The sequence below is a fragment of the Thalassospira sp. HJ genome (assembly GCF_000948415.1).
Classification (GTDB): Bacteria; Pseudomonadota; Alphaproteobacteria; order Rhodospirillales; family Thalassospiraceae; genus Thalassospira.
The window spans coordinates 410892-430868 of sequence record NZ_JYII01000012.1 but is presented as its reverse complement, the minus strand read 5'-3'; the positions used below and the strand labels follow the sequence as shown (position 1 = coordinate 430868).

Here is a 19977-nt window from a genome sequence, read left to right as displayed (position 1 = left end):
CTGTTCCGATAAAATCCATGACCTTCGGTCAAAAACCGGCTATCACATGGTGCATGGTTTAAAGGACTGAAACCGAGGGAATTTTGCGCAACATCCGCTTGAATATAGCCCTTCTGGCGGTGTTGATAGCAATCGCGTCGGGGCTGCTTGCCATTTATGGCAAGCAAAGCATTGCCCACGAACAGGCCAGAATACTTGTCCTGCCACCAAGCGGTGCAGCCGAAGCCATTGATCTCAATCGTTATCTACAACGATTGGTCTCTGATCGCGAGGCGGATACCCCGTTTGACGTTGTCCAGATAGACGAAACCGAATTTGCCCCGGTGTATCAGACACCCGGCCCAGGCTATACCGATCGCACGATCTGGTATCGCACCCCGGTCAGGATCGTGAACCAGCCAGATCGTATGGGCAGCAGTTCATTTATTGATATCGGGCAGGTTTACCTTAATGACATTGCCCTGAGCATCCTTTCCGAGGACGGGCGGCAGATCATCTGGCATGAGCGTGTCGGCGACCGAGTTCAAACCGCGGGAAACGAGGTACACGGCCTTTCGCATGTTGCCGAATGGCCCAAACTGGCACTGGGCAACTATTGGCTGGTGATCGGGGTCAAGACCACCAGTGCGCATGTGCTTGCGGCGGAGCTTCTGCCTGACAATGTGCTGATTTCGAAATCGGGCAGTGAAAGCTTTATCAAGGGGGCCAGCCTTGGTGTCCTTATTGTTGCGTTCGGGCTTTATTTCACCTTTGGCCTGCTGTCAGGGGACCGGTCGGTTATCTGGTATGCGGTCTACATCCTTTCGCTGTTTTTGGTTTATTTCGGCGTGACGGGATATGCACAACTGATTTTCAAACCCCTCTGGCCACTGGCTTCAGATTTTGTAACCGGCGCCGGAACTGCACTTGCACTCGGCTCCTGCGTCATGATGTGGAGCTATATCACCCGGCTTGATCAAACCAACCGTTGGCTGTTTCGGGTTATGGCTGCTTATTCCACCGTGGCGATTGCCGGTTTCGTGACGGGAACATCGGATTGGTACATCATATACGCCAAGCTGGTTTTTGGGCCGGAAATCGTTCTCCTGACTGTCTTGCTGATCAATCTGATCTATCGGGCGTATCGGGAAAAGCAAAACTGGCAAAACGGCTTCCTGATGGTGGCACTTGGCATTCCGACAGTTGCAGCGATTGCACATCTGATGCTGCTGATCGGCATTTTGCCGGTCAACGGGATGACCACAAGCATCTTCACTGCGGGTTCTATCATACAGCTTGTCATGGTGGCAGCGGCCATGGGGTACCGAAGCTATGGCCTGATTAACCGACGGGTCGATGCGCTGGCAACGAGCCAGCGGGCCAATCAGCTGGCCAGTGAGCAGCGCACCTTCATCACAATGCTGTCGCATGAATTCCGTACCCCGCTTGCCATTATTCAGCGATCCGCCGAAATTCTTGGCCTTCACCTTCAGAAGGAACCGGAAGCCGTTCTGAACCGCCTGTCAACGATCCGGTCGAACGCCGGACAGCTTTCGGGCCTTGTTGATGCGTTCCTGACCAAGGAGACGCTTGATAGCGCGACATTTGGCACCACGCGCGAGGCAGTGGCGATTGATGCGTTTCTGGGCGATCTGATTGCCCGTCGTCACCGCGAGGTGCCCGGCCAGAATATCAGCCTGATCAAATGCGACACCGCCATTGTCGAGATCGACCGCATCCTGATGGAACGCGCGATGCTCAACCTGATTGAGAATGCGCGGAAATATGCGCCGGGCGCAGCTGTGTGGATTTCAGCCGAGCGCGAAGCCAATGGCTATGTCTATATCCGGGTGGTCGATGAAGGCCCCGGCATTGCCGCCGACGATCTTCAGAATGTTCTAAATGCTTTTTATCGCGGCAAGGACGCGACAAAGACACAAGGAGTCGGACTGGGCCTGCATCTGACCAACCGGATCATTGAGGCCCATGACGGATCGCTTTCGGTCAGTGTTGGCGAAGAACGCGGCACAACCATTCTGATCAAGCTGCCCTATGACCGCGACAAGACCGTTCTGCGTGCCAGTGAAAACCGCACCCGGTCCTTGACCGGCTATCCAGATCCCCCGACAAACGGGGAGCGGGCATGATGATCAGATCGGAGTTCATTGTCACTACGCTGCGCCAGCTTGCTGCAGCGGTGCTGTTCATCGCAATGACAGTTCTTATCCTGCCCGCACATCCAGCACAGGCGCAAACGGCTGATACTGCAGCCAGTATCACGCCGGATCAGTTGGTGCTGGGCGGCGACATAGCAGAACCGCGCGAGATTACGCGCTATGTGGCATCTTATGCCGATGAGACCCGCGCGCTTGGCCTTGCAGATATTCTGGACTTGCCGGACGGGGCGTTTCAGAGATCAAACGCCATCCCGTCCTTTGGCTATACGCGCGACGTGATCTGGCATCAGGTCGACTTCAAGGTGGAGAACAAGTTTGGCAAGCGCCCCTTGCTTGAGATTGCGCCGAACTATCTGAACTATATTGATTTGTATTTGATGGCGGGCAAGGCGCGCAATCCGATGTGGCGCACGCGGCTTGGCGACCATGTTCCGGCAAACGAACGGCAGTATGGCGGCCGGACACATATTGCGGCCCTGCCCCTTCTTGAACCGGGGAACTACCGGCTTTATGTCCGATCACAAAGCAACAGTGCCAATCTGATCTGGATGACGCTTTGGCCGACCAAGGAACTGATTACGTCGCTTTCGTTCCGTCATCTGGCGACCAATGTGTTCTTTGGCTTTATCGTGACTCTTGGCATTGCTTATCTGGCACTTGGCCTGATTGCCGGGGACCGGGCGGTTATTCTTTACAGCATCTGGGTTGGTGCAATTGGTACCACGACCGCGGTTGTGAATGGCGTGATCCTGAGCGAGGTACGACCCGACACACCGTGGCTGAATGACTTTGTCCTGGGATCATTGAACATCATTACCTATGGGATAACGGTGTTCCTGTGGCTTTACATCATCGAGGCACGCAAGAACCATCCGCGCGCCTATCGGTTATGTTGCCTCTATGGCTTTGTCATTCTGGCCTTTACCGCCGGGGCGGCGACCGATCTTTATACGGTCTTTGGCACCTATATCGTGCCAAGCCATGCGCTGTTCATGGCGACCATGTGCCTGATTCTGTTCAGGTGGGCCTTCAAGGATTTCCGCAATCCAAAGCACTGGGCGTTTCTTGTTGTTCTGGCCATCCCGACCGGGGCTGCGATCATGATCCAGCTGGCCCTTTCCGGCGTGATCGAGGCGACCCGCCTTCGACTTGACCTTCATCAGTTCACCCTTCTGTTCCATCTGGTGGGCATGGGCATCATCATGACCGTGCGCCTGTCGAAAATGGACAAGGAACGGGTCACCGTGACCCAGAAGGCCGAGGAAACCACAACCCTTGTCGAAGAACAGCGCAAACTGATTTCGATGCTGTCGCATGAATTCAGAACACCCTTGGCGGTGATCCAGCGATCTTCTGAGATGCTGATGCTGCGTCTGAAGAACCACAAGGATGATGTGCTTGAACGTCTGCAACGCATCCAGTTACAGGCACAGAAACTGGCGCGACTGGTCGATATCTTCCTGACCAAGGACGGGATCGAAACGCAGGACCTGTCGCTGGCGCGTGAAACAGTTCCGGTGAACCGCTTCTTGCAGGAATTTGCCGCCCAAACCACGCGTGAAGGTGCTGAGGTGCGCGTTAGCACCCACGGGACGTCGACCGTCGAGGTCTATATTGACGAAACCCTGATGGGGCTTGCGATTACCAACCTGATCGAAACATCGCGGCGTTTTGCCCACGGGGCGCCGATCCACATCAATGTCCACCGGCAATCCGACACGCTGGTCGAGATCAGCATTCCGTGCCATGGCGATGAACTTGATGATGACGAAATTGGCCTGATTGCCGATGCGTTGTTCCGCCGCAACATGGAAACCCATGCGCTGCGTCGCGCCCTTGGTCTGCATATTTCACAACGCATTGTCGATGCCCATGGCGGGTCGATCACGCTGCGTCAAAGCCGCATGCAGAGCATTGAGCTTTGCCTGTTGTTACCGTGTGAATACCAGGACGACACTCAAGTTCGAAAAGATCAGAAAGCTTGGATCAGGAAGCCTCGGCCTCGCCCAGCACAGCGGCCGGTGAGGTAAAGGCATAGCCACGACCATAGGCCGTACGCACCGGCAATTCTTCGCCGATATCCTTCATGATCTTCTGACGCACACGCCGAATGGCGGTATCGAGGTTGCGGCAGTTTTCCGCCGTATCGGCCTTGCCAAGTGCCTCGACAATTTCCGGGCGGGTCAGCCAGGCGCCATTGGCTTCGATCAGAAGCTTGACGATGGTGCGTTCGGTCGCGGTCAGGGTCGCTTCGTTGCCTTCGGGATTGCGGAGTTTCCAGTTGAGCATATCAAGTACCCAACTATCTTCGGAAATCTGCGTTTCCGCCGCGGTATCGCTATCGGATCGCGATGCACGGCGCAGAAGCGGCTTAAGGGCGGCTTCGATCACGGAAAGCGGGCTGTCCTTGGTCAGATACACATCAGCACCGGATTTATAGCCGGTCAGGTGATTGTTCATGCCCGAAAGCGAGGTCAGCATCATGATGCCGCAATCAATCATCTTGCGGACATGCTGGGCCAGTTCGTAGCCATCGGCATCGGGAAGCATGATATCGAGGATGACGGCATCAGGTTTGCGCGCGTCAAGAGCCCGGTAAAATGCGGCACCGGTTTCACAACCGACCACATCGAAACCGCACATCTCCAAATACTCACACAGATCCTTGTTCAGGTCCGTGTTATCTTCCACGACATATACACAGTGCGTCATTGCATTCCAGCCAGACCTGACGTCACCAAGGAACAGCTGCGTCAGACCGCCAATCTCGTTCATCCAAAGACCTTCGCGTTTGCGTATTTCCAACCATCAACTGTGACTTTGGCGCCACTTTTGTTTGATCCTTATTGGTATGTGGTCATTGCATCAATTCTGCAACCCTCAACCTTCAATGGTCAGAAAATGCCAGAATCGGCCACAAATCAAACGAAGGGCGCGGAACAGGTCCAAAGCCAAGCATGAAACCGGTTCCGCGCCCCTGTTAATAAACCATGACGCTAAAATGACAAGTTATACGTGCAGACGATACGCTCAGCACACCACTATACAATGGCCGTCGAACTTGCGACCGCGATGGCCTGTACCGTTTCGGGCACATCATGCACACGAATCATCTGTACACCATGGCGCCATCCATTGACGGCTGAGGCGATGGAACCGCCCAGACGCTGCTTGGGGTCGGCCTTGGGATCGATCTTGCCAATGAAGGATTTGCGCGAGGTGCCAAGCAGGATCGGGCAGCCCAGACCATGGAAGATTGCCAGTCGCGACAACAATTCCAGATTGTGCGACAGCGTCTTGCCAAAGCCGATACCCGGATCAATGCAAATGCGATCGCGCGAGATCCCTGCCCGTTCGCAGCTTTCGATACGGTCCAGCAGATAGTCATAAACATCAAGAACCGCACAATCATATTGCGGGTTGACCTGCATGGTGCCCGGTTCGCCCTGCATATGCATAAGCATGACCGGCTTGCCGGACGCCGCGGCGACTTCCATCGAACGTTCGTCGCCCTCAAGGCCGGTGACGTCATTGATGATGGCAGCACCGGCTTCGATTGCGGCTTCCATCACACTGGCATGACGGGTATCGATTGAAACCACATGCCCCTTGGCGGCCAGTTCACGAATGACTGGCACGACGCGGTTGATTTCCTCGTCCTCGGACACGTCATCGGCACCCGGACGGGTGGATTCGCCGCCGACATCAATGATCGATGCGCCCTGCTCGACCATGGCCTCAGCACGCGCCACAGACTGCTCGGTCGTATTGTAATCGCCGCCGTCAGAAAAGCTGTCAGGCGTGACATTGACGATGCCCATGACATGGCAGGATGCCATATCAAGCCCGGCGAAATCCGGGCGCTTGGCCATCAAACGATCCAGCACGGCATTGATTTCATCCACCCGGCCACTGTTTTGCACCCAGCCTTCAAGGGCGAGCAGCGGCAGGATCATGCTTTCGGCTCCGCCACCTTCGCGGCGACGGATGATTTCAAGGGCCGAAAAGCCCCGGCGTGATCCGGCGAGTGGCAGGGTATTGGGATCATCGGCATGGTCGATGAAACCGGTCGGTGCGTAGTAAAGCGGTCCTTCAAAATCGGCAAAGCCCCGCACATCGGCGGGGCTTCGCAGGACCGATCTTTTGATCTCGTCCATCAGTCTCTTTCTGTTAGCTTCCCGGTTGCGGTTCCGGGGAAAGGTCCCCGCCACCATCACCAGGGTTATCCTTGCGGGCACCGCCGGTGCTTGGCACCGTGGAACGACGTCCGCCACCGGCATCCTTGCCGCCACCGGAAGAATGGCCCGGACGGTTAATTTCCTCGCCGCGCAGCAACGCGTCGATTTCACTACCCGACAGGGTTTCATATTCCAGAAGACCTTTGGCAAGCTTGTGCAGGTCATCAAGATGTTCGGTCAGAACGCGCTTGGCGAATTCATAAGCCTCGTCAGAGTAACGACGGACTTCTTCGTCAATCAGCTGAGCGGTTTTTTCCGAAACGTTTTTGTGCTGGGCAACGCTGTGACCAAGGAACACTTCTTCCTGGTTATCAACATATTTGACGTTACCAAGCTTGTCGGAGAAGCCCCATTCGGTCACCATCTTGCGCGCATATTGCGTCACCATGTTGATGTCCGAAGAAGCACCCGTGGTAACCTTGTCCTTGCCAAAGATGATTTCCTCAGCCACACGGCCCCCCATGGCAACCGCAAGGTCGGAGATCAGCTGTTCATAGGACTTGGAGACCTGATCACGTTCCGGCAGGCGCATCACCATACCCAGCGCACGACCGCGCGGGATGATGGTTGCCTTGTGGATCGGATCGGACGCCGGGGTATGGAGTGCGACAAGGGCGTGGCCACCTTCGTGATAGGCAGTCAGCTTTTTCTCGTCATCGGTCATGATCATGGAACGACGTTCCGCCCCCATCATGACCTTGTCCTTGGCGTTTTCGAAGTCAGCCATGGTGACAACACGCTTGCCAAGACGGGCAGCAAGCAGAGCAGCCTCGTTAACAAGGTTTGCCAGATCCGCACCCGAGAAGCCCGGGGTACCGCGTGCAACGGTGCGCAGATCAACGTCCGGTCCCAGCGGAACCTTGCGGGCATGGACACCAAGAATGTGTTCACGGCCTTCAAGATCCGGGTTCGGCACAACGACCTGACGGTCAAAACGCCCCGGACGCAGCAATGCAGGGTCCAGAACGTCCGGACGGTTGGTTGCCGCTACAAGGATCACGCCTTCGTTGGCTTCGAAACCATCCATCTCGACCAGAAGCTGGTTAAGGGTCTGTTCGCGTTCATCGTTACCGCCGCCAAGACCGGCACCACGATGGCGGCCAACGGCGTCGATTTCATCGATGAAGATGATGCAAGGTGCGTTTTTCTTGCCCTGTTCGAACATGTCACGCACACGCGATGCACCGACACCAACGAACATTTCAACGAAGTCGGAACCCGAAATGGTGAAGAACGGGACGTTTGCTTCGCCAGCAATTGCACGCGCGAGAAGCGTTTTACCGGTACCCGGAGGGCCAACCAGCAGCATGCCTTTGGGGATCTTGCCGCCAAGGCGCTGGAATTTCTGCGGGTCACGCAGGAAGTCGACGACTTCTTCAAGTTCGCCCTTGGCTTCTTCGATACCTGCAACGTCTTCAAAGGTAACGCGCCCGGATTTCTCGGTCAGCATCTTGGCCTTGGATTTGCCAAAGCCCATGGCCTTGCCGCCGCCGCCCTGCATCTGACGCATGAAGAAGATCCACACACCAATGATCAGAAGCATCGGGAACCAGCTGATCAGCGCGCTCATCAGAGGCGACAGGCTTTCCTCAGGCTGTGCGATGATGCGCACGCCCTTGTCATTCAGCTTTTCGACGAGGTTCGGATAATCCGGGGTGTAAACATTAACAGAGCGACCGTCGCGCGTTTCTGCAGTCAGGTTGTTGCCCTGGATGGTGACTTCGGAAATCTGGCCTGAATCCACTTCGGCCAGGAAGTCCGAGAATGCCAGCGACGACTGACCGGACCGTCCGGAGGGCGACTGAAACAGGTTAAACAGCGCCACCAAAAGGATGGCGATAATAACCCACAGTGCGAGATTTTTTCCCATATTCATTCCAAGCTACTGGTCGCAATTTATGTGTGCCGTGACGCAAAACTTCCTGCGCAGGGTCTGACAATCAAATAGTCATAAGCCCCGCTTACGCAAGTAGGTTGTCGGGTTTCGGTGACGATTTGAAACCACTTTCCCATAAAGGTACTTGCGGCGCAAACTGCCAACTGCCAACTGGTGCGATCTTGCCCCTGCCCAGAGGCCGCTCGCAACCGGCGGCGGATAGTACGTCGGAAAGCTTGGAAACCTCAAGCCCACCAACGGATAACAAGCCTTCTTTATCGTAGAGTGCAGGCATGGATGCAAGGGCTGCGCGCGGTAAATTACCAATAAATGGTGCAATTTCGCGCAATGCGGTCCGAAAAGACTTCGTGTGAAACACATCACAAAGACCAAGCGGCCCGATCCAAAGCCCACTTTGCGCACCCAAACCGGCGTCATCTGCCTGCCATTCAAAGCGATTATCGAAAGTCACAACCCCGGATCGCGAGGGCGATTCTGTATCAAGTGCGACCGGATCCTTCGCCATACGACCAAATTCCCGGTAAACGCAAATACCGCCTTTGCGGCCATGCAGCACACAGCCGCCCAGGCTGATCCGCGCGGTGTTATCGGAACGCAATCGATCAAGCGCGCCATCCAGTTTATCGCGTGCGGGTATATAGGAAGCCCCGCCGACGGTGCGCACCACCTGCCCCAGCGCGTGGAGCGCTGCGTCCCGATCAACATCATCGGCCAAGAGAACATCTGCATTGAGGATGGCGACGCCGTTGGTATGCAGGATCACGCCCTCGGCCAAAAGACGTCCGATGATACACTCAAGGCTGTGTCGGGCAGCGGCATCTTTTTGCGGATCGACTTCGAGTGCGGGTTCATCTGCCAGCGCATTGCGGACACGCACACGTTCGAATTTTTCATCCCGGTTTGACGGGTCTTCGATCCATGGCTGTTGGCGTGCCGTCAGCGTTGCAATGATATCCGCCTTGGCAACGCCCAGAAGCGGTCGCAGTAAACGGCCATGACGCAAAAACCGGCGCGCAGACATACCCGCCTGCCCCAGCGGGGTTGCGCCACGGTCACGGCGCATGGCGATGGTTTCGCGTTGATCCCCGCCGTGATGGGCAACCAGCAAATGGAAAATGCCGGTTTCCTGCATCAGATCATCAAAAATCTGATAGCGGGCCTGACGGGCCTTTTCCTGTAGCGCACCGGTTGGCTTTGCGCCCTGCCAGACTTTGGTGATGTGCTTAATCCCATACCGGGCAAGTTCAGCCGCAACCCAGCGGGCCTCATCCGCAGCGGCCTTGCGCAAACCATGATCGACCGTCACTGCAATCGCCTGCCCGCCGCGGGCATGACACCAGTCATGAGCCAACAGGGCAAGGGCCATGCTGTCAGCCCCACCCGAAACACCAACAAGCAGCTCGGGGGCGGTTTCAAACGGGGCGAACGCCATCATCAGCGTATCAAAGACAACGGCGTCCAGTGGTGTTCCACGGGACGCCGTATCCTGATCATATGATGACGTAACGTTGTCGATCATTGAATTTGATTACTGCGGGCAACCACGGTTCTGGCGTTCCTGACGGGCACGATCCAGAACGACGTTGGATGCGTTCGGGAAATTATCCAGCAGGTGGCCAAACGCCGTGCAAGCATCTTCGTTCTTGCCAAGATTTCCCAGCGACATACCAAGCTTCAGGAGATTGTCCGGTGCCTTGGTGCTGTCGGGATAGGTCTGGAAACCTTCGGTAAAGGCGATGGCGGCATTTTCATACTGGCCACGCACATAATAGGTTTCACCCAGCCAGTATTGTGCATTGCCCGCCAGCGGATCGTTGGGGTGGTTGCTCACGAAATTGCCAAGCGCCTGTTCGGCGGCATCAAAATCCTGACGACGCAGAAGGCCAAAGGCCTCGCGATATTGTTCTTCCGGACTGCCGGTGGTTGCCGCAGCACTCTGGGTTGGTGCGGCGTTATTGCTTGCAGCTGCACCCGTCGGGATTTGCGGCGGCTGACCTTCGCTTTCGATCACACCAAATAGCTGGGTGCCACGATTATTAAGCTGTTCGCCCGTACCTGCACCGCCCTGCCCGGCCGTCGGAGTCGGAGCCGCAGCATTGCCCTGTGCAGCAGCACCGGCAGCAGGTGCCGCGCCATTGCCAGCACCATTGGTGGACACCGCACCACCTTCAAGCTGGCTCAGGCGGAAATCGATATCGGCGACCAGACGTTCGAGACGGTCTTCCATCTTGCGTATGCGGAAGTCGAATTCTTCAAGCTGGCCGGTCAGCTGGGTGGTAGTACGTTCAAGTGCGCTGATCTGGACCTGCTGACGGGCAGCAGCCGGGGTTGATGCCCCGTCACCCGTGGATGCAGCCGCCTCGGCCGCATTACCAGTACCTTCGCGATAGACATAACGCTGCAAAAGATCGAGATCCTTGCGCAGCTGTTCGACCTGACGCGACATGTTGGCGTCTTGCGCGTGGACCGTCTGGGACCCGAGTGATGTCATGCCAAACACGGCTCCGACGGCAAGCGCCATCAGGAGGTTGCGGCCTTTGGACCGGCTTGTTGGCGAAATGGCGGTTCGAACGCGGATCATTTTCGGGTCCTTTGTCGTCAATTCAGTCTTTGAAAGGTCACTATGAAAATTCATGCCGTGACTTTCAAACATTTTCAGGCGGCAAAAATAAGGCGCCTGCCCCGAGCGGGACAGGCGCCTTGATCTTCAAGTCAGGCTTTCACCTGCACGCGCTTAACGGATAACCGATACGCCACGGCGGTTTTTAGCCCAGCTTTCTTCGTCATGGCCAAGAGCAACCGGGCGCTCTTTACCATAAGAAATGGTCTCAACGCGCGACGGGTCGATGCCCAGAGCGATCAGGTAATCTTTGACCGAGTTCGCACGGCGTTCGCCGAGTGCAAGGTTGTATTCACGGGTGCCGCGTTCGTCGGCATGACCTTCAACAACAACTTTGTACTGCGGATATTTCTTCAGCCAAGCGGCCTGCAGTTCGAGGGTGCGACGTGCTTCACCGGCAAGATCGTATTTATCGAAACCAAAGAAGACGCGGTCACCAACGTTGACAGCGAACCACTCAGGGCTGTTTTCAGCCAGAGAGGTCGAAGACGACGCGCTAGAAGAAGTGCTTGCACCGTCGCCACCAGTGGTTGCCGTGCTATCAGGTGCAGTTTCACAAGCAGCCAGAAGAGCGGCAGCTGCAAAAACGCTGAGAATACGAAGTTTCATTTAAGTTTTCCCCTTAACACCGGACGCATTCGCCCGAGGTTGGTGTTTTCCATGTCTCGCGACACCGAAAATGCCCGCGATTAAAGCGAATCGCATTCAGTGCTTCGCGATGACTATACTCTTGAGATATCAGGGAATCAAGGGCGACCATGCAGGATCCGACCCATCCGCCGGTGTAACGATCTCTCGTTCGTTATAACCGGTAAGATCAATCGAATACAAACGATAGCGATCCTTGGTCCCGTCCCTGGACGGGTGCTGGCGGTAGTACATCAAAACTCGACCGTTCGGCGCCCATGTGGGTCCCTCTACGAGATACCCCTCGGCCAGCAGCCTTTCTCCACTGCCGTCTGGCCGCATGACACCGATATAGTAACGACCTCCTTCGGATTTGGTGAATGCAATCAGGTCACCGCGCGGCGACCAGACCGGTGTGGCATAACGCCCGCCACCGAAACTGATGCGTTGTGCCCCGCCACCATCAGCATTCATCACATAAAGTTGTTGTGCCCCACTGCGGTCGGAGTTGAACGCAATGCGCGACCCGTCAGGCGAATAGGAAGGCGAGGTATCCACGGCCGGATGACGCGTCAGCTGACGTTTTTCGCGCGTACGCAGGTCGAGACCGTAAATTTCACTGTTCCCGTCAAGCGCTTGCGACATCACAACCGAGTTCCCGTCTGGCGCGAATCGGGGAGCAAAGGTCATCCCCGGAAAATCGCCCAGCAATTCCAACTCGCCACTATCAATATCAAGTACATAGACGCGCGGCTTGTCGTTAAAGTACGACATGTAAACCACTTCCTGTGCCGTCGGCGAGAAGCGCGGGTTTAGCACAAGGAACCGGCCATCAGACAGGAAGCGGTGGTTCGCACCATCCTGATCCATGATGGCCAGACGTTTGGTCCGGTTATCGGCCGGACCACTTTCAGACACATAAACAACGCGCGTATCGAAATAGCCGGTTTCACCGGTGATACGCTTATAGATTTCGTCGGCGATCTTGTGCGCGATGCGGCGCCAATTGCTTGGCTGCGTGCGATAGGCAACGCCCGACATCTGGGTTTCGGCCAGCACATCCCACAGACGGAATTCAACGCGCAGCAAGCCGTTCGCTTCGGTCACAACGCGGCCATTGACCAGTGCCTGGGCATTGATCGCGCGCCATTCCGCGAAGTTCGGGTTCACCGCCAATGACGCCGCACTCTGAATGAATGCATTTTCATTGATCGGTGAGAACAGCCCGGACCGCTCAAGATCGGCGGCAATCACCTGGGTCATGTTCTGACCGATTTCGGTTTCGGCAACGCCTTCGCCCGGGAAGCGGGTGACGGCAATTGGCATCGGTTTCAATTCGCCCCGGGTGATATCAATCCGGAGTTCCGCCTTTGCCGGCGACATGAACCCGACATTCAGGCCAGCGACAACGGCAAGGGCGCACAGTGCCGCGACACTGCCTTTAGCCCAAAATCGTTTTTTTGCGTTGGTCTTGATCGTCATCCTGCCTCGCTATTTTCCACGCGTGTTCAAGAACTTGTTTGTCAAAGGCCCAGCATTTCACGCATGTCAAAATTGAACGTGAATGTGCGCCACATTTCGTATTTATCCAGCGGCAGTTTTAGAGGGCTGCATTGCGAAAATATCGCAACTTATTTCAACGCCTACTACCATCCCTCTCTATCCGAAGAAGCAACGATCACCTCATCGGCAAAATAGACAGCTTGTTCCTTACTGCTCACCACACTTACTTCAAATCCCATTAATTCAAGTTAGTGTCCGTGTTTCATTTTTCAGTTTTTCTAACTGCGTTTTTCTCGTGCTGTCATTGGTACAATGACACGAATTGAATGCTCCAGTTCAGCTCCAGAAGTTTTTAAGAGTACTGGACTACAGTCCTCTTTTGCCACTCTGTTTAGTTCCTCAATAAACTCCGCGCGACCTTGGGCCAGACTAATGACATGTTGATCTAATACTTCTGCGACATGCACTGAACCATCTGGATCAATCAGTAAACTCACCCTCAAAGGGGTCTTCCTGTACAATGCCGAGCTAATTTTCTGAGCAACGGGAGTAAGGCACTCATGCAAGCGTGCTACCGTTGGCTGCAAATCGATCTTGGTTTCTTCCTGAGAAAAGGCGCCTTTGGATTCAACCATCCATACGGTTGCCATAAACAAAATCAAACAAGGGATTTTACAAAAAATTCCAGACAAATCGGCATCCTTTTCAACTCAGAAAACCCTATAATGCATTGTTGTAGTTTGTAAATTTTCCTCACATACAAAGACTTACAATCCGAGCATTTCGCGCATATCAAAATTGAACGTGAACGTTCTCCACATATCGTACTTATCGAGTGGCAACTTAAGCGGACTGCATTGCGGATTTAGCACTGCTCGCAGGGCACTTTCCGCAATCGTACGGCGGGAAGTATCGCCCTGAATTTCGTTCAGGTTGCTGATCCGCGCCTGACGGACGGTTCCGTCCGGGTTCGCGCTGACATGAATTTCAACCGCAAAGTTGCCGGCTTCCTTGGCCCCTGCCGGTGGGCTCCAACATCTTTCGATCTGACGTTTGACGGCATCAAGCTCGCTCATGGTCAGATTGGCATCAAGACGCGTTGCCACAACCTCGCTGGCATTTTCTTCCGGCGTTTCGTCTGGCTGCTGCTCCGGCGCGGCTTCTGCCGTTTCCTTAAGCTTGCTGACATCCTTAAGAACGCTCATGAGATCGCGTTTCTTCGGCTCTTCCTTTTTCGGCTCCGGCTTTTTGACCGGTTCCGGTTTCGGCGGCGTCGGCTTGGATTCCGGCTTTACAGCGGCAAGCTCAGTCGGCTCCGGTTTTGGCTCCGGCTCTTTTTTAACGTCAGGCGTCGGAACCGGTTCCGGCTTTGGTGTCGGTTTTGGCTCAGGCTTCGGCTCTGGCTTGGGCTCCGGTTTTGGTTCGGGCTTTGGTTCTGGCTTCGGCTCAGGCTTTGGTTCTGGCTTTGGTTCCGGTTTCGGCTCAGGCTTTGGTTCTGGCTTTGGTTCTGGCTTTGGTTCCGGTTTCGGCTCAGGCTTGGGTTCCGGCTTCGGGGTTGGCTTTGGTTTCGGTTCCTCTTTGGGTTCCGGTTTTGGCAAAGCCTTGGTCGGGGCCGCGGAAAATTCGTCCACTGTCACGACTTCAACCGAAATGGACTGCAATTCCAACGGTGTTTCGTCAAACAGATCGGGCAGCCCAAGCCACGCCACCAGAAACAGGACAGCGTGCAGACCAAGCGATATGAGAGCGTAACGCAGCATAATTCGATTACGAACCCTTTGCCGGCAATTCGGCGATCAGGGCGACTTTGGTGAAGCCGGCATCCTTGATCAGGCCCATGACCTGCATCACGCGGCCATAATCAATTGCCTTGTCACCGCGCACGAAGATGCGGGTATCGGCCTTGTTGTCGGTAATGGCGGCAAGCTTTTCGGTCAGGGTGTCCTGCGCGATTTCGCTATCCATGATGTAGATCGTGCCTTCGGCAGAGACTGAGACCACCAGCGGCTCATCCTGACCGGTCATCGGTGCGGCACTGGTTTCCGGCAGATCAACCTCGACCCCGACAGTCATCAGCGGCGCTGCGACCATGAAGATCACGAGCAGTACGAGCATAACGTCAACCATCGGGGTGACGTTGATGTCACTCATGGCAGCGCGCCGGTTCCCCCGGCGACCGCGACGGCGTCCTCCGCCAGATCGGGATGCAAGTTGAGCGCCCATAATCAGTCTCTCGTGTCATCAAGTTGGCGCGAAAGGATCGAGGAGAACTCGTCCACGAAAGCTTCGAGGCGGTTGCTGTACCGGTTCAGGTCACTGGAAATCTTGTTATAGGCAACAACGGCCGGAATGGCGGCAACAAGGCCCATGGCAGTTGCAAACAGTGCCTCGGCAATACCCGGCGCAACGACTGCAAGCGAGGTGTTTTTGGATGCGGCAATCGACTGGAACGATACCATGATGCCCCAGACGGTCCCGAACAGACCGACGAACGGTGCGGTCGAGCCGACCGATGCCAGGAAGGTCATATACCGTTCGACCCGGTCCATTTCGCGACCAAGGGTAATTTCCATGGATTTTTCAAGGCGCTGCTGAAGGCGGGCACGCATGGTGTCACCACGGACACCCTTTGCGTTCGAACGACGCCATTCACGCATGGCCGAAACAAAGATGGCTGACATCGGATCGCGCGGCTTGTCGGCGATACGGTCATACAGATCTTCAAGTGATCCACCCGACCAGAAGGCTTCTTCGAAGGTGTTTGCCTGGGCGCGCAATTTGCGCAGTCGCAGGATTTTCTCGAAGACAATCGCCCAAACCCAGACAGAAGCCAGCAAAAGACCGATCATCACTGTTTTGACGACCAGCCCAGCCTGCATGAAAAGTCCCCAAAGAGACATATCATGTGCCATGACCGACTGCCCCAGCGTTACCGCGTCGACCACTTGATTTTCCATATTCCCGTCAGTCCTTTGTCACATCAAGACAACTATTAAATACTGTTCTTAGTTCGTCGGGCAGACGTTGTGCCCGAAGTCCTTCCAACGACATGCAGGCGAGATAAATCTCGATCACCACAAGTTCGTCGCCGTCACGCATGATCTTTTGTTCAAAGCCAAGCGACGCGCCCCCAAGCTTGATCACCCGACTTTCGACCGTCAGACGGTCCTCCAAAAGAGCTGGACGTTTGAAGTCGAGCGTACAGTGTCGAACGGCTATGGCAACTTTGTGGCGTTCTGCAACATTTCGATTGGTAAAGCCCAAGAGGTTAAGCATCGCTGAACGCGCACGTTCGGCGAAGGCAAGATAATTGGCGTGATAAACCACCCCGCCTGCATCTGTATCTTCGTAATAAACAATAAGCGGATAGATATGCCGATTGCCTTCAAGGTGCCCCAAAAGGACTTCATGATTTTTTTGCGGCATCAGGAATCGTCCCCGGGCTGACCATCAAACAGATCGGAAAGCGGCATGCCGCCCGCCTGGCGTGGCGGAGTCAGACCAAGATGCTTGAAGCCCTTTACGCCCAGCATGCGCCCGCGCGGGGTCCGCTGGATCAGGCCCTGCTGCAGCAAATACGGCTCGATCACATCTTCGATGGTATCGCGTTCTTCCGAAAGGGCCGCGGCCAGCGTATCGACACCAACCGGGCCACCGCCATAGTTGCTGGCAATACAATTGAGGTAACGACGGTCCTGGCTATCAAGCCCAAGGTTATCGACCTCAAGCCGGGTGAGTGCGGCATCGGCAATAAATTTATCGACCGGTGATTTTTCCGCCACGGCCGCGAAGTCACGCACACGGCGCAACAGACGACCGGCAATACGCGGGGTGCCGCGTGACCGACGGGCAATTTCCATCGCGCCTTCTTCGGTCATGTCGAAATTCAAAAGCCGCGCACCACGGGCAACAATGCTGACCAGTTCTTCGGGCTCGTAGAAGCGCAACCGAAGCGGAATACCAAAACGATCCCGCAATGGTGTGGTCAGAAGTCCCGAACGCGTGGTGGCCCCGACCAGGGTAAAGGGTGGCAAGTCGATCCGGACAGAGCGTGCAGCCGGCCCTTCGCCGATGATCAGATCAAGCTGGAAATCTTCCATCGCCGGATAGAGGATTTCCTCCACCGCCGGGTTCAGGCGGTGAATTTCATCAATGAACAAAACGTCGCGTGGCTGCAGGTTGGTCAGAAGCGCTGCAAGGTCACCGGCCTTGGCAATTACCGGGCCGGATGTTGCGCGAAAGCCAACACCGAGTTCACTGGCAACAATTTGCGAAAGCGTGGTTTTGCCAAGCCCAGGCGGGCCAAAGAACAGGACATGGTCCATGGCTTCTTCGCGCGCACTGGCGGCCTTGATGAAGACATCAAGGTTTTCACGGACTTCTTTCTGGCCGGTAAAATCATCAAGCCGACGGGGACGCAGCGATCCATCCTGATGGTCTTCTTCACGACGCTCACCACTGAGCAGACGGTCTTCTTCTTCGCTCACGCGCTAAGCTCCTTTAGTCCCAGACGGATCAGGGTATCGATCGACTTGTCATCACCGGCCTGCTGGGCGGCCTTGCCGATCGCGCCGAATGCCTCGGAACGGCCATAGCCGAGATTGACCAGTGCGGATACGGCGTCTGCCAGAACGACGCTATCATCAACGACCGGTTCGCTTGGCGCTGTGTCCGCGCTCACATCCGCAGCCGGTTTGGTCGATTTCTTTGATTTGGTTGCGGGCTTGGCTTCATCAGCTGCCGGCGCTGCGGGGGCTGCGACCGGGCCAAGGTTGAGCTTGGCGGCCTTGTCTTTAAGCTCGCCGACAATGCGGGTCGCGACCTTGGGGCCGATTCCCGGTGCGCGGCACAATGCCGTGGTATCCTGGGCGGCCAGCGCGCGCAAAAGATCGGTCGGGGTCAGAACAGACAGCAAAGCCAATGCGACCTTCGCACCAACACCCTGAACGGTGGTGAGCAATGCAAACCATTGCTTTTCAGCGTTATCGGCAAAGCCATAGAGATGAATGTGATCTTCGCGGACATGGGTTTCGATCATCAATCCGGCGTCCCCGCCCTTGGGCGGCAGCATGGAAAGGGTCCGGCGGGAGGCAAAAACCAGATATCCGACACCGTTGACATCAATGATGACGCTGTCTTCGCCGATGAAATCCACAATTCCGCGCAGTTTGGCGATCACCTGTATTTTCTCCCGTTTCGTGTTGGCTTTACTGCCATTGAATTAGCAAGCGACCGGTTCCCGGCATGTTGCGCGTGACAGATGGCAACGGCAAGGGCGTCAGCAGCATCCGGCCCGGCAATGTCACAGCCCGGAAGCAGGGTCGAAACCATCATTTCGACCTGTTGCTTGGCGGCATGACCGGCACCGACCACAGTCTTTTTGACGGCATTGGGTGTATATTCCGTTACCGGAATGCCATTGCGTGCCGGGGCGAGTAGCGCAACACCACGCGCCTGCCCCAGTTTCAGGGTCGAGACCGGGTTCTTATTGACGAAGGTTTCTTCGACCGCGGCTGCATCGGGTGTCCAGACCTTGATGACTTCCATCAGACCGGTATGGAGCTGATCAAGGCGTTCGGCCAGGGTGAGTGACTGGGTAGATGTCACCACACCATTGGCGACATGACGCATACGGTTGTTATCAAGGTCAATGACCCCCCACCCCGTACGTTGCAGACCGGGATCGATCCCGAGCACTCTGACCACTACATCCCCCAATGAAAACCGGGTTCCAGATACAAAACACCCGCCATTCAAAAGCGAAAGGCGGGTGTTGGCAAATATTAATTAGCTGTCGAGGCCAGCAACAATTTCGTCGGTCCAGTTGACGTTGGTCCAGACATTCTGGACGTCATCGTTGTCTTCAAGAACATCAACAAGCTTCATGATGCTCTGTGCCTGATCAACCGTGATGTCGGCTTCGGTGGTGGCACGGAACACCATCTTTGCGCTTTCCGGATCGCCGAATTTCTCGGTCAGGGCTTCGCGCACGGTGTTGAGGTCTTCGATCTCGGTATCGATGATGTGGTTTTCTTCATCAGATTCCGCGTTGGCCGCACCGGCTTCAAGGGCTGCTTCGAAAATTTCGTCGGCATCGGCCTTGTCAGCCGGATAGACGATTTCGCCCAAACGGTTGAACATGAAACCAACCGAACCGGTTTCGCCAAGGTTGCCGCCATGCTTGGTGAAGGCAGCGCGCACTTCGGATGCGGTACGGTTGCGGTTATCGGTCAGTGCTTCGACGATGACAGCGACACCGGCGGTGCCGTAGCCCTCGTAACGGACTTCTTCGTAGTTGTCGCCCTCGCCGGCGCCGGTCGCCTTTTTAATTGCGCGATCGATGTTGTCCTTGGGCATATTCTGAGCACGGGCAGCAGAAATCGCCGCGCGCAGACGCGGGTTGCTGTCGATATCTTCGCTGATTTTCGCGGCAACGGTGATTTCGCGCGCGAGTTTGGTGAAGATCTTGGCGCGCTTTTTATCCTGCGCACCTTTGCGGTGCATGATGTTCTTAAATTGGGAATGGCCGGCCATAACCTAAAACCTGTCGTCATTGAACTCATTTTGGAACGGTATCGGGCGATACCTCGCCGGTCATACGGGCGTTCCCTGACAGACCAGCCCGTTCGGGCATGCACAGGGTGAGCATTCACATCTGCGACATACGCGAACGAAAATTTCGACCGCTCCTATATCCTGTTTGCTCTGCGAGGTCCAGCCATGCTTGGTAACAACGTGGAATATCGGGAAGAAACCGCAAGGTTGAAGGAGTTTAAATCACATTCAAGCCCTATCCTATCCGGGGATAGTCTTACCCTATACGCGGATAGATGTTGCAGACCACATGATATTCTTTCATTAATAAACACTGCAGTAGAACATTAAATTAAAGAAGAACACTCTCAGGGGTCCAAGCTGACGCCACCCACACGGGAT

General features: G+C 55.5%; 18 protein-coding genes. 2 read left to right on the top strand and 16 right to left on the bottom strand.

The features are described from left to right. Positions 1-98: 98 nt before the first annotated feature. Both UF64_RS10875 and UF64_RS10870 read left to right on the top strand, forming a co-directional pair. The gene (locus tag UF64_RS10875) at positions 99-2126 is read left to right on the top strand and encodes an ATP-binding protein (RefSeq protein WP_152630670.1); all 2028 of its coding nucleotides are present in this window, start codon (positions 99-101) and stop codon (positions 2124-2126) included. Continuing rightward, positions 2123-4186 (top strand): sensor histidine kinase, encoded by a 2064-nt coding sequence (locus UF64_RS10870; protein ID WP_044828585.1) that lies wholly within the window; start codon positions 2123-2125, stop codon positions 4184-4186. The genes UF64_RS10875 and UF64_RS10870 overlap by 4 nt, the downstream gene beginning before the upstream one ends. Here the strand turns inward: UF64_RS10870 and UF64_RS10865 are convergent. The 16 genes from UF64_RS10865 to UF64_RS10790 form a co-directional block, all read right to left on the bottom strand. After that, entirely contained in the window at positions 4143-4961 is an 819-nt protein-coding gene (locus tag UF64_RS10865) for a response regulator transcription factor (RefSeq protein WP_235285034.1), read from the bottom strand. The genes UF64_RS10870 and UF64_RS10865 overlap by 44 nt on opposite strands. Positions 4962-5197: 236 nt before the next feature. After that, positions 5198-6313 (bottom strand): dihydropteroate synthase, encoded by a 1116-nt coding sequence (folP, locus tag UF64_RS10860; RefSeq protein WP_044828583.1) that lies wholly within the window; start codon positions 6311-6313, stop codon positions 5198-5200. Between the two features lie 13 nt (positions 6314-6326). After that, entirely contained in the window at positions 6327-8270 is a 1944-nt protein-coding gene (ftsH, locus tag UF64_RS10855) for an ATP-dependent zinc metalloprotease FtsH (protein WP_044828582.1), read from the bottom strand. Between the two features lie 85 nt (positions 8271-8355). Then, on the bottom strand, positions 8356-9810 hold the full coding sequence (tilS, locus tag UF64_RS19710; RefSeq protein ID WP_052657581.1) for a tRNA lysidine(34) synthetase TilS: 1455 nt from the start codon (positions 9808-9810) through the stop codon (positions 8356-8358). A 9-nt stretch (positions 9811-9819) separates the two neighbouring features. Beyond that, positions 9820-10872, bottom strand: a complete 1053-nt coding sequence (gene ybgF / locus UF64_RS10845) for a tol-pal system protein YbgF (RefSeq protein ID WP_044828974.1) — start codon at positions 10870-10872, stop codon at positions 9820-9822. A 153-nt stretch (positions 10873-11025) separates the two neighbouring features. Continuing rightward, the gene (gene pal, locus UF64_RS10840) at positions 11026-11520 is read right to left on the bottom strand and encodes a peptidoglycan-associated lipoprotein Pal (protein WP_044828581.1); all 495 of its coding nucleotides are present in this window, start codon (positions 11518-11520) and stop codon (positions 11026-11028) included. A gap of 129 nt (positions 11521-11649) precedes the next feature. Then, positions 11650-13020, bottom strand: a complete 1371-nt coding sequence (gene tolB, locus UF64_RS10835) for a Tol-Pal system beta propeller repeat protein TolB (RefSeq protein ID WP_044828580.1) — start codon at positions 13018-13020, stop codon at positions 11650-11652. A gap of 299 nt (positions 13021-13319) precedes the next feature. After that, positions 13320-13733, bottom strand: a complete 414-nt coding sequence (locus UF64_RS10830) for a hypothetical protein (protein WP_152630669.1) — start codon at positions 13731-13733, stop codon at positions 13320-13322. Positions 13734-13808: 75 nt separating this feature from the next. Beyond that, positions 13809-14801: an energy transducer TonB gene (locus UF64_RS10825; protein ID WP_044828578.1), complete on the bottom strand. Its 993-nt coding sequence runs from the start codon at positions 14799-14801 to the stop codon at positions 13809-13811. A 7-nt stretch (positions 14802-14808) separates the two neighbouring features. After that, a complete protein-coding gene (tolR, locus tag UF64_RS10820; protein ID WP_044828577.1) occupies positions 14809-15264 on the bottom strand; it encodes a protein TolR in 456 nt (151 codons plus the stop codon). A gap of 2 nt (positions 15265-15266) precedes the next feature. Next, positions 15267-15998, bottom strand: coding sequence for a protein TolQ (gene tolQ, locus UF64_RS10815; RefSeq protein ID WP_044828576.1), 732 nt, complete (start codon positions 15996-15998; stop codon positions 15267-15269). A 7-nt stretch (positions 15999-16005) separates the two neighbouring features. After that, positions 16006-16467 carry a YbgC/FadM family acyl-CoA thioesterase gene (locus UF64_RS10810; RefSeq protein WP_044828575.1) on the bottom strand — a complete coding sequence of 154 codons (462 nt, stop codon included), beginning with the start codon at positions 16465-16467 and terminating at the stop codon, positions 16006-16008. Next, entirely contained in the window at positions 16467-17528 is a 1062-nt protein-coding gene (gene ruvB, locus UF64_RS10805) for a Holliday junction branch migration DNA helicase RuvB (protein ID WP_044828574.1), read from the bottom strand. Before ruvB ends, UF64_RS10810 begins: the two co-directional genes overlap by 1 nt. Next, a complete protein-coding gene (gene ruvA, locus UF64_RS10800) occupies positions 17525-18220 on the bottom strand; it encodes a Holliday junction branch migration protein RuvA (protein WP_044828573.1) in 696 nt (231 codons plus the stop codon). Before ruvA ends, ruvB begins: the two co-directional genes overlap by 4 nt. Beyond that, positions 18217-18747: a crossover junction endodeoxyribonuclease RuvC gene (gene ruvC, locus UF64_RS10795; RefSeq protein WP_044828572.1), complete on the bottom strand. Its 531-nt coding sequence runs from the start codon at positions 18745-18747 to the stop codon at positions 18217-18219. The genes ruvA and ruvC overlap by 4 nt, the downstream gene beginning before the upstream one ends. 81 nt (positions 18748-18828) lie before the next feature. Continuing rightward, entirely contained in the window at positions 18829-19575 is a 747-nt protein-coding gene (locus UF64_RS10790) for a YebC/PmpR family DNA-binding transcriptional regulator (protein ID WP_044828571.1), read from the bottom strand. Positions 19576-19977 lie beyond the last annotated feature (402 nt).

Coding starts and splice junctions, on each gene's coding strand:
- pal (WP_044828581.1), bottom strand. CDS start 11,520: ATGAAACTTCGTATTCTCAGCGTTTTTGCAGCTGCCGCTCTTCTGGCT.
- tolQ (WP_044828576.1), bottom strand. CDS start 15,998: ATGGAAAATCAAGTGGTCGACGCGGTAACGCTGGGGCAGTCGGTCATG.
- folP (WP_044828583.1), bottom strand. CDS start 6,313: ATGGACGAGATCAAAAGATCGGTCCTGCGAAGCCCCGCCGATGTGCGG.
- tolB (WP_044828580.1), bottom strand. CDS start 13,020: ATGACGATCAAGACCAACGCAAAAAAACGATTTTGGGCTAAAGGCAGT.
- UF64_RS10810 (WP_044828575.1), bottom strand. CDS start 16,467: ATGCCGCAAAAAAATCATGAAGTCCTTTTGGGGCACCTTGAAGGCAAT.
- UF64_RS10790 (WP_044828571.1), bottom strand. CDS start 19,575: ATGGCCGGCCATTCCCAATTTAAGAACATCATGCACCGCAAAGGTGCG.
- tilS (WP_052657581.1), bottom strand. CDS start 9,810: ATGATCGACAACGTTACGTCATCATATGATCAGGATACGGCGTCCCGT.
- ybgF (WP_044828974.1), bottom strand. CDS start 10,872: ATGATCCGCGTTCGAACCGCCATTTCGCCAACAAGCCGGTCCAAAGGC.
- UF64_RS10825 (WP_044828578.1), bottom strand. CDS start 14,801: ATGCTGCGTTACGCTCTCATATCGCTTGGTCTGCACGCTGTCCTGTTT.
- UF64_RS10870 (WP_044828585.1), top strand. CDS start 2,123: ATGATGATCAGATCGGAGTTCATTGTCACTACGCTGCGCCAGCTTGCT.
- tolR (WP_044828577.1), bottom strand. CDS start 15,264: ATGGGCGCTCAACTTGCATCCCGATCTGGCGGAGGACGCCGTCGCGGT.
- ftsH (WP_044828582.1), bottom strand. CDS start 8,270: ATGAATATGGGAAAAAATCTCGCACTGTGGGTTATTATCGCCATCCTT.